A 17,422-nucleotide genomic window follows, 5' to 3' on the forward strand; every position below is an offset into this window, starting at 1 on the left:
AGTAATAAAAAGCAGATACGGGATGTATCTGCTTTTTATATTGGATTCGTGTCGTTAAGTCCATATAATTGCATTCACCGCGCTGGAATATTGAGAATTATGGTACAATTCAAACAAGGAATGGAGGAGAAATATATGAACGTTATACGATTAAAAGAAGATAGATTTAGAGAAGCATTACGCTTATCGGAATACGCTTTTCAATATAAAGTTGATGAGGAACGATTGCAACAACAACTTACAAAGATGAAAGAAAGTCATGAAATATACGGTATTATGGAAGGGAAAGATGTAGCAGCAAAACTGCATCTTATTCCGTTTCATATATACATAGGCAAAGAAAAATTAAAAATGGGAGGCGTTGCAGGGGTAGCGACGTATCCAGAGTATAGAAGAAGCGGGTATGTAAAAGAATTGCTTCAACACTCACTTCAAACGATGAAAAATGACGGATATACAGTATCAATGCTACATCCATTTGCTGTTTCATTTTACCGTAAATACGGCTGGGAACTTTGTGCGAATCTCTTTGTATGTCATATGACAAAGAGTGATTTAGTTATGAAAAAACAAGTAAATGGTACTGTAAAACGTTTCAATAAAGAAAATCACCCAGAAGAGGTCGAAAAGATTTATGAAACATTTGCAGAACGTTTTTCCGGTATGCTAGTTCGCGATGAAAAATGGTGGTTACAAGCTGTTTATGATGATTTAACATTAGCGATTTATTACGATAAAAATAAAACGGCAGCTGGCTACATGCTATATAAAATAGAAAACTATAAAATGACAGTAGAAGAATTTGTTCCACTGTATAATGAAGCGCGAAATGGTCTGTGGAACTTTATTTGTCAGCATGATTCTATGATTAAAGAATTTGAAATGACAGTAAGTGAAAATGAACCGTTATTATATACACTAAAAGAGCCACGCGTGAAAGCAGAAATAAAGCCATATTTTATGGGCAGAATTGTAGATGTGGAGCAGTTCTTAAAACAATATGAGTTGAATTGGAACAATGCACAGCAAGAAGTGATTTTACATATTATAGATTCATTTGCACCGTGGAATAACGTTACAGTGAGGCTTGCAAATCATGAAATAACAATTATAGAAGAAGAAATAAAGGATAAAGGAATTAGGCTAGATATAAATGCATTATCTACAATAATGTTTGGATACAAACGTCCGTTAGAACTTAATGAACTAGAATTAATTAGCGGAAGTGAAGAGGAAATACGAGCGTTTGAGAATATAGTTCCAGTACGTAAAGCATTTATTTATGATTTCTTTTAAGTTATAAATAGGAAATTGAGCTGTCCCAAATAAAATTTTGGGACGGCTTCAAATTATACTGTCAGTTTTTGTAGGTAAGTCGATATATCTTGAAAATCGCTGATATAATTTTTTCACAAACAAGGGATTAAAACCGAACCGATACTGGTCACGCACTTGACTTTTAATCCATGTAATTTATAATTAAAAACGGAATGAATTTTCATTCCTGAAAATAGAGGTGGAAAAAATGGCTAAAAACAAACAAGAGGATATTTTTGATGCTGCGATGAAACTTTTCGCAGAGCGTGGGTACGATGGTACGACAATTCCAATGATCGCTGAAAAGGCAAAAGTCGGTGCGGGTACTATTTATCGCTATTTTGAAAATAAAGAGGCACTTGTTAACTCATTATTTTCAAAAAGTATGTTAGAGCTTTCTGAAATGATAAAAACGGATTTTCCTGTTGAAGCAAATATTCGTGAACAGTTTAGTCATACGTACAACCGTTTATTTGAATTTGCGAGAAACAATGTGGATGCTTTTTTATTTACAAATTCTCACTGTGATAGTTATTTTCTTGATGAACAAAGTAAGAAAATATTTGAAGATTTTATAGGCTTCTTTATGAATATTATTGAAGATGGAATCGCAAAAGGTTTTCTTCGTCCATTGCCTCCAGTTGCTTTAATTATTATTGTATATCAACCGCTAGAAAAACTAACGAAGGTAATTGCAACAGGACAATTAGAATACTCAAAAGAATTAGTAAAAGAATTGGAAGAAAGTTCTTGGAACGCTATTAGAATCATTTGATTCTATAGCTAATAAGTATAGGAATGAATATTCATTCCTGGATATATTTAAAACATGAGAGTAGGAGAGGATATTTGTGTAACGATAGGAATGAACATTCATTCCGGTAAAGGTAGTTTAATAGAATTTACAAAATAATGTAATAGGATGATAGGAATGAACGTTCATTCCGAAAAAAAGTATTTTTAAAAGGATAGGAATGAATATTCATTCCCTTTTAATTTTCAAAATGGGAGATGATTAAAATGAGTAAGCTGAAAAATTGGAGAAGTTTATCTTTTCTATTATGGATAGTTATTACTATTACAATGATCGTAACGATGCCTAATATGGATAAATTAGTGAAAGAAAAAGGGCACATTACGATTCCTAATACAGAACAAAGTAGTATTGCTGACAAGATGATAAAAGAGATGGATAAAGACGGGACTGAAAAGTATGAAATTATAGCTGTTTTTAATAGTGGAAGTAAAACAGCTTTAACAACTGAACAAAAAGAGGAAATAATAAAAACAATCAATGCTTTACAAAATGAAAAAGAGCAATTAGGAATTAAGGAAGTTGTTTCACATTTAGATAATAAAGATTTGGAAAAACAGTTGATATCTAAAGACAATACGACCATTTTAACGCAAATCTCTGTAAATAAAAAAAATGGTGAAATATCAAAAGTTGCAAATGGGCTTCATAAAAAAGTGCAAACGAAAGGGGTAAAAACGTACTTAACAGGAAGTGATTTAATAGCGGGTGATTTTCTTACTTCCTCTCAAGAGGGAGTGAAGAAGACAGAAGTTATTTCTATCATTTTCATTCTAGTTGTATTAATCATTGTATTTCGTTCACCAATTGTTCCGATTGTTTCCCTTCTTACTGTTGGTGTATCATATTTAGTTTCAATGGGGATTATTGCCCATTTAGTAGATCAATTTAATTTTCCGTTTTCTAACTTTACACAAGTGTTTGTAGTCGTTGTCCTGTTTGGGGTTGGAACAGACTATAACATTTTATTATATACAAGATTTAAAGAAGAATTAAGTAAACAAGAAAATGCATTTTTGGCTACGAAAGAAACGTTTAAATCAGCAGGGAAAACCGTTTTATATAGCGGGATAGCAGTACTAATTGGTTTTGCATCTCTTGCTTTAGCGAGTTTTAAATTATATCAATCTACTTCAGCCGTAGCAATTGGTGTAGCAGTATTATTACTCGTATTAACTACGTTAAATCCATTTTTTATGGTGCTTTTAGGAAAAGGAATGTTTTATCCAGTTAAAACATTTAAAGGTCATGAGGATAGTCGTTTATGGGGATTTCTTGCGAAAAACTCAGTAGTAAGACCGTTCGCAGCTTTAATCATCGTATTTGTGATATCGATTCCTTTCGTAATGAAATACTCTAACACACTAAATTACAATGACTTATTTGAAGTAGACAATAAGTACGAATCAAAGATGGGGATTAACGTAATAGAAGATCATTTTCCGCCTGGTTTTTCTTCACCAAGTACGTTAGTGATTCAATCAAACAAAAAATTAGATGAAGGAACGTCTCTACAAACTTTAGACGAACTAACTAATAAGATTTTGAAAGTGAAAGGTGTTTCAGAAGTATATTCACCGACGCGTCCAACCGGTGAAAGGATAAAAGAACTATATATAAATAAACAAGCGGGAGAATTGAATACAGGTTTAGGAGATGCCAATGGTGGCATAAAAGAAATCAATGATGGTTTAACGGATGCTAAAAATAAAATGGGTGGTAATGAGTCAGACGGCCTCGCAAATGTTCAAAAGTTAATTGATGGAACGAACGAGGCGGAAAATGGTGTATCGGCTTTAGGAACAGCGTTGAATCAATTATCGAATGGAATAAACGATGGGGCACAAGGAGCACAGCAAATTGAGAGTGGGTTAACTTCAGTAAATGAAAATATAAATGTCCTATCTAATGCAACGTCACAGCTTCATGCTGGCTATGCACAGTTAGAAAAAGGTTTAAGTGCTTACAATCAATACTTCGGAAGCATTTCTCAAGCGATTGATGGTGCGAAAAAAGGATACGAACAAATCGAAATGTTAATGACCAATTTCATTCAAACGAAACCAGAATTAGCAAATGATCCGAACATACTGCAAACGATAGGAATTGCTAAAGAGGCTCAAAAGCAATTAAGTATACTATCAAAAGAATTAAATGAATTAGCAACGCAGCATAAAGCGGCGATGGGGTCATTTAAAGAAGCGAATCAATCGTTATCGAAAGTGGATAACGGCTTAAAAGAAATGAGCAATGGAGTTATTAAATTACAAAAAGGGGCAGATGATCTTAAAAATGGATTAAATGAAGGTGCTTCAGGTTCAAAACAAATTGCGAACAAGTCATCAGAGTTACAAACCGGATTAACAAAAATAAATGATGGGCAAGGCCAGCTATTAACTGGGCTGAAAGACTTGCAAGAAAAGATGGGGCAATTACAATCAGGCTTATCTAAAAGTACAGAAGGGCTTGGAAAAGTAAGTAACGGCCTAAATGACGCACAGAAATATTTAGGCGAGCTAAATGAATCCAAAAGCTCTGAGAAGTTTTATATTCCAAAAGAAGTGTTAGAGGGAGAAGATTTCCAAAAAGCATTGAATACGTACATGTCACATGATAGAAAGACTGCTAAAATGACAATCATTTTAGACGTAAATCCATATTCAAAAGAAGCGATGCCAATCATTGAAGAAATTAATAAAACGATAGACGGTACGTTAAATGGTACAGAATTAAAATCGGCGAAAAAAGCAATCGGTGGCACAACAGCTAGAAACGTTGATTTAAAAGAAGTAACAGGCCAAGATTTCTTACGTACAGCTACAATTATGTTAATTGGCATTGCGATCGTATTAATCATGATTACACGTTCATTATTAAACACAATCTTTATTATTGGATCGCTAATATTAGCGTACTTTGCATCACTAGGTATAAGTGAACAAATTAGTACGCATGTTTTACATGTAGATTCATTAAGCTGGAATGTTCCATTCTTTAGTTTCATAATGATTGTCGCTTTAGGAGTGGATTATAGTATTTTTGTAATGATGAGATACAATGAGTTAGAAGGGGACCCAGCGACGAAAATTGTAAATGCATCTCGTCACATAGGGGGAGTCGTATTATCAGCGGCACTGATTCTAGTTGGTACATTTGCTGCATTAATCCCTTCAGGTGTATTGACACTTATACAAGTAGCATCTGTTGTTGGGGTTGCACTGTTACTATTAGCGATAATTGTGATGCCAATATTATTACCTGCTTTAATAGGGTTAACGAGTAAAATGAAGGATTATACAAAGAGATTAAGCAAAAGAAAATAAAAGAATCCCCTTTTAAAAGTATGCCATTTACCACGAAGGAAGGGAAAAAGTAAACAGTAAACATACCAGCACAACGATTGGGGATTACTGACAAAGTGTTTGATTTAAAAGATATAATTTACTTTAGATAGTTCACTCAAATAAGAGTGGACTATATTTTTTTAAAAGGTAAATGGAAAATTTATGTTAAAATAATTATAGACATTGTGAAAAAATGTTCTTAAACTAATGGTCAGGTTGCTTTAAGAATGATTTTTCAAAAGAAATGGTGAATATCATATTTTGAAGGGGTGATTGCAGTGGAGTAAGTGATTTTTTTAATCTTGGTTAAATACTTTGAAGGAAGGGATTTATAACTATGAATACAAAACTAATAATAGTAGAAGGATTACCTGGATTTGGAAAATCAACCACTGCAAAGCTAATAAATGAAATTCTAAGCCAAAATAAAAGTGAAGTTGAACTATTTTTAGAGGGGAATTTGAACCACCCAGCCGACTATGATGGTGTATCTTGTTTTAATAAATTTGAATTCGATAGATTATTATATAACAGTGGAGATTTTAAAGAAGTGCTTCTTAAAAGAGTTCTAAAAAAAGGAAGCAATTATTTATTACCATACAGAAAGATAAAAAATGAGTTTGGTGACCAATTTTCGGACGAATTATTTCACGATATTTTCAAAAACGATATATATGAATTACCATTCGATAAAAATGTTGAATTAATTGCTGACAAATGGAATGACTTTGCTGAAATTGCTCTAGAAGACAATAAGGTTTATATCTTTGAATGTTGTTTCATACAAAATCCATTAACTATTGGGATGATTAAATATGGTGAACAAAAAGAAAAAATAATAAATTATGTAATGAAAGTTGCAAAAATCATAGAGAATTTAAATCCAATGTTATTGTATGTAGAACAAGATAATCTTGAATTTTCATTTAGGAAGGCATTAAAAGAAAGAACTCCAGAATGGTCCACAGGAATTGTCGACTATTACACTAACCAAGGCTATGGGAAAGAACATAACCATTCAGGTGTAGAAGGAGTAATAAAAGTTCTTGAAGCTAGAAGGAATTTAGAGTTAGAAATATTCGATATGTTAAAAATGAAAAAAGAAAAAATCAATAATACAAAATATGAAATTGACTCATATAGGTCAATGTTAAAAGATAAGTTAACAATACAAATGGTGAAATAGTTTTTTACACAAACTGGTGCTTTATTCTTTTTTCTCTTGTTTTGATTCAATAGGTGTTTTTGCATTGTTATTACTACTACATGCAGTTAAGGAAGCAATTGATAAACATAATGCTACAATTATAAATATTTTCTTCAAAATAAATCATCCTTAAAGTGTGCATGTAACTTTAATATAATTAAAAACAAATGTTTTATTCAATTTTGAAAAGAAAGGAATAGCAATCAACCGTTGCTATTCATCCATCTTCTACTATATAATAGCTATAGTCTACAATAATTGAGTCGTAATATGCGATTTTTTAAGACAATCGGTGAGAAAACGCTGAAATAAGCGGTATTAGTAGGAGGACACAAATGATTACAGTAAGTAACGTTAGTTTGCGTTTCGCGGATCGCAAATTGTTTGAAGATGTTAACATAAAATTCACGCCAGGTAACTGCTACGGTTTAATCGGAGCAAACGGTGCGGGTAAATCAACATTTCTAAAGATTTTATCTGGAGAAATCGAACAATCAACAGGTGATATACATATTACGCCAGGTGAGCGTCTAGCAGTATTAAAACAGAACCACTTCGAATATGAAGAGTTCCCAGTATTAGAAACAGTAATTATGGGTCACACGCAACTTTATAAAGTAATGCAAGAGAAAAATGCCATTTACATGAAAGAAGACTTTAGTGATGAAGATGGTATGCGTGCTGCTGAACTTGAAGGTGAGTTCGCGGAGCTTAACGGTTGGGAAGCAGAATCAGAAGCTGCAATCCTTCTTAAAGGTTTAGGTATTGGTGAAGATGTTCATGATAAGAAATTGTCAGAATTAACTGGGGCAGAGAAAGTAAAAGTATTACTTGCTCAAGCATTATTCGGTAAACCTGACATTCTATTACTAGATGAGCCTACCAACCACTTGGACTTAAAAGCGATTCAATGGTTAGAAAACTTCTTAATGAACTTTGAAAATACAGTAATCGTTGTATCCCATGACCGTCACTTCTTAAATAAAGTTTGTACGCACATGGCTGATCTTGATTTCGGTAAAATTCAACTTTATGTTGGTAACTATGACTTCTGGTATGAGTCAAGCCAATTAGCTTTAAAATTAACACAAGATGCTAATAAGAAAAAAGAAGAGAAAGTAAAAGAGTTACAAAACTTCATTGCACGCTTTAGCTCAAACGCATCTAAAGCGAAACAAGCAACTTCTCGTAAAAAATTATTAGATAAAATTACATTAGATGATATTAGACCATCATCACGTCGTTACCCATTTGTTGGCTTTACACCTGAGCGTGAAATAGGAAATGACTTATTAACTGTTGAAGGTCTTTCTAAAACAATTGATGGTGAAAAAGTGTTAGATAATGTGTACTTCACTTTAAATAAAGGTGATAAAGTTGCATTTATCGGTCGTAACGATATTGCGATGACAACATTATTTAAAATCCTTATGGGTGAAATGGAGCCAGATAGCGGTTCATTCAAATGGGGCGTTACAACATCTCAATCTTACTTCCCAAGAGATAACTCTAAATACTTTGAGAACAGTGACTCCAACTTAGTTGATTGGTTACGCCAATTCTCTCCACAAGATGAGTCAGAAAGCTTCTTACGTGGTTTCTTAGGCCGTATGTTATTCTCAGGTGAAGAAGTTAAGAAGAAAGTTTCTGTATTATCTGGAGGCGAAAAAGTTCGTTGTATGCTATCTAAAATGATGTTAAGTGGTGCGAACGTAATCACACTTGACGATCCAACGAACCACTTAGACCTTGAGTCTATCACTGCATTAAACAACGGTTTAATCGCATTTAAAGGTACAATGTTATTCACATCTCATGACCATCAGTTCGTACAAACAATTGCAAACCGCATTATCGAAGTAACGCCAAACGGTGTAATCGATAAAGAGGCTACTTACGATGAGTTCTTAGAAAATGAAGAACTTCAAAAACAAGTAGAAGCAATGTACAAAGGTCAATAATAAATGATGAAAAACTTCGCTCTCTTTATGAGAGCGAGGTTTTTTTATAATCTTTTATTTTATGAATTGTGAATAATTATACAGAAATAACTTTAGAGAAGAAAAGACCTTTTGATGTTATATATAGAGAAAGGACTGTATCAAGAATAAACTTGAAATATATGAAGGAATTTAGTATACACCGAAAAAAACAAATACTATCTATTGTGAATTTCGTTATATTACATTAATGTTCCAGAACTGGAGACATATTTATTTGCGAAGCAGTAAAGAAAGGTTTATAGTATGTGGAGTCATAATTAGTGGATGAGACTTGGGAGAAAACAGAAAATGTTACAAATTTATTTTATTAAATAGAAACCAAGGTCAAAATGTCTAGAAAGAAATAGTTGAATAAATACTAGCTTCAAATTATAATTACTAATATTCTTCATTTAGTTAAACAAACAAAATCTATTTGAAGATAAAAAATTGAATAGAGACAGACTTATAAAAAAATAAGCCTTGGATGATCAAAAGAGGTGGAGAGATGAAACAATTACTATTAAAGAGTAAGCGAGTGTTAAGCAATCACTTTGGATTTTTCGTGTTTGCCATTATTTTATTCTGGTTAAAAACATACGCAGCATATGTGACAGAATTTAATTTAGGGATATCCAACACAATTCAAAAGTTTTTACTGTTTTTCAACCCGTTAAGCTCAGCAGTTTTATTTTTAGGGCTCGCATTATTCGCAAAGGGGAAACGTGCTTACATTTGGTTAATTGTTATTAATTTGTTAATGTCTATACTGCTATACGCAAACGTAGTATATTATCGCTTTTTCAGTGACTTTATTACGTTCCCGACATTAACACAAACGAATAACTTTGGAGATTTAGGTGGTAGTATTTTTGCATTGCTACACGTCTATGATCCACTATATTTCTTAGATACAATCATTTTAATTGCTTTAGTCGCAACAAAATTTGCAAGTCCAAAACCAATTCGTGTTGCGAAACATAAATTATCCCTAGTATTTGTAGCAGGTATTTTATTATTCAGCATTAATTTAGGTCTTGCAGAATCCGATCGTCCTGAATTATTAACAAGAACATTCGATCGTAATTATATTGTGAAATATTTAGGGGCATACAACTATACGATTTATGATGGTATTCAAAGTGCGAAAGCATCAACAGAACGAGCATTAGCTGATGGAGATAATATGACAGAAGTTAGAAATTATCTTGCATCAACATATGCAAGTCCAAATCCAGAGTACTTTGGTAAAGGAAAAGGAATGAACGTAATTTATATTCATTTAGAATCATTCCAAAACTTTTTAATTGATTATAAATTAAATGGGCAAGAAGTTACACCGTTCTTAAATTCATTTACAAAAGATGCGAATACGTTATACTTTGATAACTTCTTCCATCAAACAGGACAAGGTAAAACATCTGATGCGGAATTCATGCTGGAAAACTCAATGTTTGGATTACCACAAGGATCTGTTTTTACAAATAAAGCTCATAATACGTTTCAATCAGCACCAGCTATTTTAGGTCAACAAGGATACACATCAGCAGTGTTCCACGGTAACTATAAAACGTTCTGGAACCGTGACGATATTTATAAATCATTTGGTTTTAATAAATTTTTTGATGCGTCATACTATGATATGAATGAAAAAGATGTAGTAAACTATGGATTAAAAGATAAACCGTTCTTTAATGAATCAATTCCGTTATTACAAACATTGAAACAACCGTTCTACACGAAGTTCATTACGCTATCAAACCATTTCCCTTATCCGATTGATAAAGCGGAAGCAACAATTGAACCAGCGACTACAGGTGATTCATCAGTAGATACGTATTTCCAAACAGCACGTTATTTAGATGAGTCTGTAAAAGGATTCTTGGATTACTTGAAACAATCTGGTTTATACGATAACTCAATTATCGTTATGTACGGTGATCATTACGGTATTTCTGATAATCATGGCGCAGCAATGTCTCAAATAATGGGTAAAGAAATGAACTCATTTGAAAATGCACAACTGCAACGTGTACCATTAATCATTCGTGTTCCAGGAATGAAGGGTGGCGTACAACATCAATACGGCGGAGAAATTGATGTTCTGCCGACACTATTACACTTACTAGGTACAGATACGAAAAATTATGTCCAGTTCGGATCAGATTTATTATCACCAGAGCATAAACAAGTTGTTCCATTCCGTAACGGTAACTTCGTAAGTCCAACAGTTACTGCACTGAATGGAAAATACTATGATACAGCTACTGGTGAATCTGTAGAATTAACAGACGAAATAAAACAAAATGAACAAATGGTTCAAAAATCACTGAAATACTCTGACCAAGTCGTAAACGGTGACTTATTACGATTCTATACACCGGAAGGATTTACACCGGTCGATCGTTCGAAGTACAACTATAACAATCGTGATAAAAATAAAACGAAGGTAAAGACGACTGAAGACGGAGAAACGAAATAAATAGTAAAAAGCGCTACTCATATGAGTAGCGCTTTTGTTTGTAGAAATAACGTAGTCATTATACAGAGTTATCCTTAGTTTTTTGTTTCATTTTTCCAAAGAATACTACACCAGCAATGATAATAATGATAAATGCCCATTTAATGAAAGGGTTACTTTCGAAAAATCCAGCGAACCATTTCTCATCTACAATCATTTTCGCGGCAGTATAAGCTAAAACAGCTGCTCCAATCGTAATAATGACAGGGAATTGGTCCACCCATTTTAAAATTAATGTACTGCCCCATACGACTACTGGAATGGAGACTAATAGTCCGATGATGACTAAAGAAAAATTGCCATGCGCAGCTCCTGCAACAGCAAGTACATTATCAATACCCATTAACGCATCAGCAATAATAATGGTTTTTATAGCAGACCAAAATCCTTCTTCTGCCTTAATATCATGATCTTTACCTTCAGCAATTAATTTGTAAGCGATCCATATAAGGAGTACACCACCAATTAGAAGTAGCCCTGGTATTTTTAATAACCAAACGACAACTAAGGTAGCGAGGGCTCTAATCGCGATTGCCCCGATAGTTCCCCAAATAATAACTTTCTTTTGCTGATCTTTTGGTAATCGCCTTGCTGCTAACCCAATTACAATGGCATTATCACCGGCTAACACTAAATCAATTACAATGATGGCAAGTAAGGCAGACAAATATTCGGCTGAAAGAAAATCCATATACACATCACTCCTTAAGAGTAATATGTGCTAAAGTGTTGATAATATAAATAATAGGATTGAATTTGTATATTCAATCCTATTTTTTGACTGTCTTTTGATATGTATATGTGTTTTAATTCCGTATAAGTCGCTTTTGTAGTTTTTTTTGCTTATCTTTTTTCTTTTTTAATTTTCGATTCATCTTATTAATACGGCTTTCTTTTCTGTTATCCCATTTATCACTTCTGATTGTATTAATAGACTTATCTTCCTTAGCACGAAAACGTCGTACTTTTTTTACGAAGGAAAGGGGAATTCTACCAATGACACCTTGTTTTTCTAATGAATCCTCTTTGCCTAGACACCAATCAGGATGTGATAATAAATAGTCGAAATCGAATATTATCCCGTATTCTTTATCCATATAGGTATACCATTCATCTAATGTACACTTATTTTTTGTATGTAAATATATTGATCCGTCAGTCATAGCGCAGCACCAATAGTCAAAATAGCTCCATAGCACCCATTCTTTCGGTACATCTAGTGTTAAAATTACCATTTTTGAATTTTCTCTACCCCAAGCTTTATGATTTCGGTTCGGATAATTATTTTTTTCAAAAATCCAAATAGGATAGTTACCTTCGTAATGAGGTAATCTTGTTTTAGCTACGCGCACCATCCAGTCATATGAATATATAGAGTCTGAATCGATGACTTCTTTATTACCTTCTAAATAACCAAGTTTCTTAAATTGTTTCCAAGCTTCTTCAGTTTGTACTGTATATACAATCATATAACACCTACTTATTTAAACTAGGCTATAGTATAGCATGTGATGTTTCAAAGTTACATTTATTTGATTTTTTCTTACTAAAAGAGAAGATATATATATTATTGATACGATGAAATCGTGTATAGGTTTTCTCTATAAGGAAATTTCCAAAAATGATAAAAAAAGACTTGATAACCTACTAGAGGAAATCAAGTCTTTTTTATTACATACGATTATCGTGCCAGAAGTTTAATGGGAAGTGTTCGTTCTCACTATAGGCTTCTAACTCATATCCTTTTTCTTTCAGTCCTTTAATAATACCAGGTACTGCTTTAACTGATTGTGGATGAATGTCGTGCATAAGGATAACTTCTGTTGGATTTGTCGCACCATGTAGAACGTTTTCTACGATTTTAACAGATGCAGCGTCAACAGGCATTTTGTTATATTTCCAGTCTAAAGAATCAATTGTCCAGTCCCAAACTTTTAAGCCGTTCTCGACAACTTTGTTACGAAGAGCTTCGTTTAATCCAGGCATTGAGCCGTAAGATGGACGAGTTAATACTGGTGATTTACCTAGAACACCAGCAATTAAGCCTTGATCTTCCTTCATTTCATCTACGTAATGACCTTCTGTGTAAAGTTTCTTGTAGTTATGAGTCATACTGTGCATCCCAACATAGTGGCCTTCAGCATCTTCACGTTTTACAAGATCCGGGAATGCTTTTACGTTTGAACCGATTAGGAAAAATGTTGCTTTTGCATTTTCTTTCTTTAACATATCTAAAAGCTCAGCTGTGTATTTTCCAGGACCATCATCAAATGTTAAGTAAGCGACTTTTCTAACTTGCCCGTTATATTGTTTTGGAGCTTCTTTCGGTGCAAGAGATGATTGAATTTCACTTACAAGTTGAACAGATTTTGCTTCATCCTCTGTACTTGCTAGAGCAATATGTGCTGATCCTAAAGCCGCTTCGTATGTAAATAATACCCCCGCGCAAATCAACATAGCCCTTTTTACTAAAGTTGTCATTCGAATTCCATTGTGCATAATTTTCCTTCTCTCTATAAAAGTTCTACTCTACTATATTAGCAATTATAGGGAGGTAATTGCAAAAAAACTTTTTTACAATTGCAAAAAAGTTTGTTCAAAAATATGCAAGATTTTAAAGGAATGTCATTTTGAAAGAAACATCACAAATAATTGGATAAATTGAATTATGAATTGGAAATAATACAAAGGATATTAATTTTAGGAGGTGCTTTAATTGAATTATAAAAAAATGCTTTCAATATTTATGACAAGCATATTTACAGTAGGATTATTAATTGGCTGTAATCCAGCTCCAAAAGACGAAAAAGAGCCAGATCCAACGGAGGAACCTTCTGAACAAAGACAGGAGGAAAAAAATGAAAAACAAGATCCTGCTAAAGAAAAAAATAATGAGTTAAACAAAAAGGATGAACAAGAACCAGATCCAACAGAAGAGCCATCTGAGGAACAAAAGAAGAAAAAAGAAAATGAGTAGTTGTAGTTTAATGAAATATGTAACGTGATTTTGTAACAAAGAATATTTTCTAAAATATACAACCACTTTTCTTACTTTATAAAAAAGTGGTTGTATAAAATTGCATATGCATTTAAATATTTCATGGATATAACTTTTGCCTTAAGGCTACTTTTTAATTCATGTAGTTTGTGATGTTTATTTCCCCTAAAATGAAGCTTGAAATCAATATTCATTTATCTTTACAAACTCTTCAATCATCAAATTAAATTCACCCGATAGTTTTAGCAACAAACTTTATGTTGCTACTGCTTTCTGTATTACATACTTCGTACAGTATAATTACAATTTTTATTATACTCTCTCCTTAATTTAAATCTACTATCCCCCTGATGTGTATTAGTAAGTATTATAGTGATAAAGTTGTAACAAAATCTTTCAATTGCTTCATTTATTTTATGAAGATTTGCTCTTTCTTTTAACGATTAAAGGGTTAAGTGTATTAGAAAGTTTTAATATATTTAAAACTCTATTTTCTTGGAAGCAGCAAATAAAAAATTAAATAAATTAGACTAAAGTGTTAAAAGGAAGGGGCTAATCATACTTTCGTATTACTTCATTTTCATTCCAATTATTGATTCGAATATTTTTGTTTTCTATTAAAATATTAGTATAAGAACAATTAAATTTAAAAAGGGAGTGGGAATATGGTTAATTATATTTGCACTACATGTGGAGTACAGTATCCCGAAAATGAAGAAGCACCTTCCCGTTGTAATATTTGCAATGAGGAAAGGCAATATGTGAATCCAATTGGGCAGTCATGGACAACATTAGAAACTATGCAAAATAGCAATTTATACAAAAATGAAATAATAAAAGAAGAAAGTGGTTTGTATAGCATTACTACAAAACCTAAATTTGCAATTGGACAAACAGCATTTTTAATACAAAGTAAAACTCTACATGTTATGTGGGATTGCATTAGCTATTTAGATGATAAAACGATCAAGAGTATATATGATTTAGGTGGTATTCAAGCAATAGCACTTTCTCATCCACATTATTACTCTACACAAGTAGAATGGGCGGAAACATTCAATGTACCCCTCTATATTCATGAAGATGATAAAGAGTGGGTGGTTCGCCCCAGTAAACAAATTAAATTTTGGTCTGGGGAACATTTGATATTATCGGAAGAACTTACATTGCATCGCTTAGGAGGCCATTTTAAGGGCGGGACTGTTATGCATTGGAAAGAAGGTAACGAAGGGAAAGGAATTTTGTTATCAGGTGATATTATACAAGTAGTTTCCGATCAAAAATGGGTAAGTTTTATGTATAGTTATCCAAATCTCATCCCATTACCAGCGAATAAAGTTAGAGATATGGCAGAGAAAGTAAAAGATATCCAATTTAGTCGACTATATAATGCATTTCATGGTGTGGTGGAAGATGCGAATAAGGCTGTACAAAGATCTGCTGATCGGTATATAAAGGCCCTGCAAGGAGAACTTTTTCATACGTAATAAAATATAAGGAAGAACTATTTATTTCATCTCAATATTTGTATAATTACTTTTATATGAATTTAATACTAAAGTCCTACTATTTATAAACTAATAGGTCTTTCAACTTAGGTAGTTCTCACACTAATGAGGGATATGAAAGGAAATATATGCAACTTATAATAATTACTATAAAGCTTTGGAAAATGAAAAGGAGGAGATTTGCATGAAGAATTGGGTTCAATTTAGAATTGCAAGACCAACAGATAAATTTGAAGAAGTTATTAATTTTTATGAGACGGGGTTAGGGTTAAAGCGTATAGGAGAATTTCATAACCATGAAGGATATGATGGGGTTATGTTTGGATTACCGGATGCCGAGTATCATTTAGAGTTTACAACGCACGTTAATGGAAGTCCATGTCCGGCACCGACAAAAGATAATTTACTAGTATTTTATATTCCTAATAAAGATGAAATTGAAAAAATAGTGAATCGATTAAGTAATATGGGCTATCATGAGGTGGAACCAGAAAATCCGTATTGGATAGAAAAAGGGACCACAATAGAGGATCCAGATGGGTGGAGAATTGTGCTTATGAACGCATTTGAATAAAGAAGCTCTTTTCGTATGTAATGGAGTTTAACAAAATGATTTAGTCATAAATCCCTACAGCGTTTGTAGGGATATTTATATAAAAAGATTTAGCTAAGAGAGTTATGGAAATGTAGAAAGTATTTTGGCTAAAAATAAATATGATTTATTTAGGAGGTATAGAAGTATGACATTAAAGCATTTTGATGAGTTTGCTAAAAATGTTGGGAATACACCTCTCATTAAATTAGAATGCGAAGAAACGAAGGATCTTTCTATTTATGCTAAATGTGAATGGCACAACCCTACAGGATCGATTAAGGATAGAGCCGCACTTGGAATGATTAATAAATATTTACAAGAAGCGGACAAAAAACGACCTATTTTAGAGTATAGCGGTGGAAGCTTAGCGAGATCAATTGGTTATATTTGTTACTATTTAGGGGTTCAATGTATGTTAGTTTTAAGTTCTGGAACCGGGAAATCTTTATTAAATGAGCTTGAACATTATAGAGCTAACGTGATTATAGTTGATAAATGTATGGGTTTCTACGCAGTAATTGAAAAGGGAATTGAGATTAGCAAACAAAAGCCAGAGTTATACTTTTTATTCCAACATTATAATAATGCAAATCTATTAAGTCATATAGAAGGTACAGGTCAAGAAATTATTACACAAATGAATGGAAAACCAATACACGCATGGGTAGCATCTGCTGGTACTGGTGGAACTATAATGGGGGTCTATAAAGCAGTAAAGAATTATACAAAAGAAGTTGAGCTACATTTAGTAATGCCTGCTGAATTGCCTTATGGTTCCGAACAACCACCAAATGATTTAAAGAAATATGCTGGATCAGGTGGGTTCGGCTTAGGAAGGAAACAACATTTCATAGAACAGGAAGACAATTTGATAGAAAAACAATGGACTTATTCATATGAAGAAACCTTGTATGAAATGGCACGCTTTTATAGTGAAACTGGTATGAAAATAGGAACGTCTGCGGCAGCGAATTTATTAGCTGCTAAACAAATTGGAAAAGAAAAAGGCGCGAATTTTAATGTAGTTACAGTTTTTCCGGACGCCGGGTCTATAGAAGAGTGGTCAGATGTAAAGAGCTTACAACAAATATAGAGAAAATCAAACAAAAGTTCTATCATATTCTATTTCTTACAAT

14 protein-coding genes are annotated in these 17,422 nt (G+C 32.9%); 10 read left to right on the plus strand and 4 right to left on the minus strand.

The window, feature by feature from the left end; translation table 11 throughout:
* Positions 1-135: 135 nt before the first annotated feature.
* From JDS82_RS06730 to JDS82_RS06745, 4 genes are all read left to right on the plus strand, one after another.
* On the plus strand, positions 136-1,296 hold the full coding sequence (locus JDS82_RS06730) for a GNAT family N-acetyltransferase (protein WP_001100977.1): 1,161 nt from the start codon (positions 136-138) through the stop codon (positions 1,294-1,296).
* A gap of 229 nt (positions 1,297-1,525) precedes the next feature.
* On the plus strand, positions 1,526-2,092 hold the full coding sequence (locus JDS82_RS06735) for a TetR/AcrR family transcriptional regulator (protein WP_001107298.1): 567 nt from the start codon (positions 1,526-1,528) through the stop codon (positions 2,090-2,092).
* Positions 2,093-2,337: 245 nt separating this feature from the next.
* Entirely contained in the window at positions 2,338-5,454 is a 3,117-nt protein-coding gene (locus tag JDS82_RS06740; protein WP_199712900.1) for an MMPL family transporter, read from the plus strand.
* Between the two features lie 358 nt (positions 5,455-5,812).
* Positions 5,813-6,661, plus strand: a complete 849-nt coding sequence (locus tag JDS82_RS06745) for a P-loop NTPase family protein (RefSeq protein ID WP_088321453.1) — start codon at positions 5,813-5,815, stop codon at positions 6,659-6,661.
* Between the two features lie 21 nt (positions 6,662-6,682).
* On the opposite strand, the gene JDS82_RS06750 is transcribed toward JDS82_RS06745, so the two are convergent.
* Complete coding sequence (locus JDS82_RS06750) at positions 6,683-6,799, minus strand: YgdI/YgdR family lipoprotein (RefSeq protein ID WP_223261020.1); 117 nt, start codon at positions 6,797-6,799, stop codon at positions 6,683-6,685.
* A gap of 218 nt (positions 6,800-7,017) precedes the next feature.
* Here JDS82_RS06750 and JDS82_RS06755 point away from each other — a divergent pair, with 218 nt between their 5' ends.
* A complete protein-coding gene (locus tag JDS82_RS06755; RefSeq protein WP_000633870.1) occupies positions 7,018-8,643 on the plus strand; it encodes an ABC-F family ATP-binding cassette domain-containing protein in 1,626 nt (541 codons plus the stop codon).
* A 529-nt stretch (positions 8,644-9,172) separates the two neighbouring features.
* Positions 9,173-11,146 carry a lipoteichoic acid synthase gene (gene ltaS / locus JDS82_RS06760; protein WP_199712901.1) on the plus strand — a complete coding sequence of 658 codons (1,974 nt, stop codon included), beginning with the start codon at positions 9,173-9,175 and terminating at the stop codon, positions 11,144-11,146.
* 58 nt (positions 11,147-11,204) lie between these two features.
* Here the strand turns inward: ltaS and JDS82_RS06765 are convergent, their stop codons facing one another.
* The 3 genes from JDS82_RS06765 to JDS82_RS06775 all read right to left on the minus strand — a co-directional run bounded on the left by JDS82_RS06765 (position 11,205) and on the right by JDS82_RS06775 (position 13,684).
* Positions 11,205-11,876: a TerC family protein gene (locus JDS82_RS06765; protein WP_048560713.1), complete on the minus strand. Its 672-nt coding sequence runs from the start codon at positions 11,874-11,876 to the stop codon at positions 11,205-11,207.
* A 115-nt stretch (positions 11,877-11,991) separates the two neighbouring features.
* Positions 11,992-12,654, minus strand: a complete 663-nt coding sequence (locus tag JDS82_RS06770; RefSeq protein ID WP_199712902.1) for a DUF3841 domain-containing protein — start codon at positions 12,652-12,654, stop codon at positions 11,992-11,994.
* Positions 12,655-12,856: 202 nt separating this feature from the next.
* Positions 12,857-13,684, minus strand: coding sequence for a peptidoglycan-N-acetylglucosamine deacetylase (locus JDS82_RS06775; RefSeq protein ID WP_048560715.1), 828 nt, complete (start codon positions 13,682-13,684; stop codon positions 12,857-12,859).
* Between the two features lie 217 nt (positions 13,685-13,901).
* On the opposite strand from JDS82_RS06775, the gene JDS82_RS06780 reads away from it, so the two are divergent.
* From JDS82_RS06780 to JDS82_RS06795, 4 genes are all read left to right on the plus strand, one after another.
* On the plus strand, positions 13,902-14,162 hold the full coding sequence (locus JDS82_RS06780) for a hypothetical protein (protein WP_001106983.1): 261 nt from the start codon (positions 13,902-13,904) through the stop codon (positions 14,160-14,162).
* 686 nt (positions 14,163-14,848) lie between these two features.
* Positions 14,849-15,670 carry an MBL fold metallo-hydrolase gene (locus JDS82_RS06785; protein ID WP_048560716.1) on the plus strand — a complete coding sequence of 274 codons (822 nt, stop codon included), beginning with the start codon at positions 14,849-14,851 and terminating at the stop codon, positions 15,668-15,670.
* A gap of 205 nt (positions 15,671-15,875) precedes the next feature.
* On the plus strand, positions 15,876-16,265 hold the full coding sequence (locus JDS82_RS06790; RefSeq protein WP_048560717.1) for a VOC family protein: 390 nt from the start codon (positions 15,876-15,878) through the stop codon (positions 16,263-16,265).
* A 166-nt stretch (positions 16,266-16,431) separates the two neighbouring features.
* Positions 16,432-17,379, plus strand: a complete 948-nt coding sequence (locus JDS82_RS06795) for a pyridoxal-phosphate dependent enzyme (protein ID WP_048560718.1) — start codon at positions 16,432-16,434, stop codon at positions 17,377-17,379.
* The last annotated feature ends 43 nt before the right edge of the window (positions 17,380-17,422 follow it).

Source organism: Bacillus cereus group sp. N14 (assembly GCF_016483555.1).
Taxonomy (GTDB): domain Bacteria; phylum Bacillota; class Bacilli; order Bacillales; family Bacillaceae_G; genus Bacillus_A; species Bacillus_A wiedmannii.

Coding starts and splice junctions, on each gene's coding strand:
- JDS82_RS06730 (WP_001100977.1), top strand. CDS start 136: ATGAACGTTATACGATTAAAAGAAGATAGATTTAGAGAAGCATTACGC.
- JDS82_RS06735 (WP_001107298.1), top strand. CDS start 1,526: ATGGCTAAAAACAAACAAGAGGATATTTTTGATGCTGCGATGAAACTT.
- JDS82_RS06740 (WP_199712900.1), top strand. CDS start 2,338: ATGAGTAAGCTGAAAAATTGGAGAAGTTTATCTTTTCTATTATGGATA.
- JDS82_RS06745 (WP_088321453.1), top strand. CDS start 5,813: ATGAATACAAAACTAATAATAGTAGAAGGATTACCTGGATTTGGAAAA.
- JDS82_RS06755 (WP_000633870.1), top strand. CDS start 7,018: ATGATTACAGTAAGTAACGTTAGTTTGCGTTTCGCGGATCGCAAATTG.
- ltaS (WP_199712901.1), top strand. CDS start 9,173: ATGAAACAATTACTATTAAAGAGTAAGCGAGTGTTAAGCAATCACTTT.
- JDS82_RS06765 (WP_048560713.1), bottom strand. CDS start 11,876: ATGGATTTTCTTTCAGCCGAATATTTGTCTGCCTTACTTGCCATCATT.
- JDS82_RS06770 (WP_199712902.1), bottom strand. CDS start 12,654: ATGATTGTATATACAGTACAAACTGAAGAAGCTTGGAAACAATTTAAG.
- JDS82_RS06775 (WP_048560715.1), bottom strand. CDS start 13,684: ATGCACAATGGAATTCGAATGACAACTTTAGTAAAAAGGGCTATGTTG.
- JDS82_RS06785 (WP_048560716.1), top strand. CDS start 14,849: ATGGTTAATTATATTTGCACTACATGTGGAGTACAGTATCCCGAAAAT.
- JDS82_RS06790 (WP_048560717.1), top strand. CDS start 15,876: ATGAAGAATTGGGTTCAATTTAGAATTGCAAGACCAACAGATAAATTT.
- JDS82_RS06795 (WP_048560718.1), top strand. CDS start 16,432: ATGACATTAAAGCATTTTGATGAGTTTGCTAAAAATGTTGGGAATACA.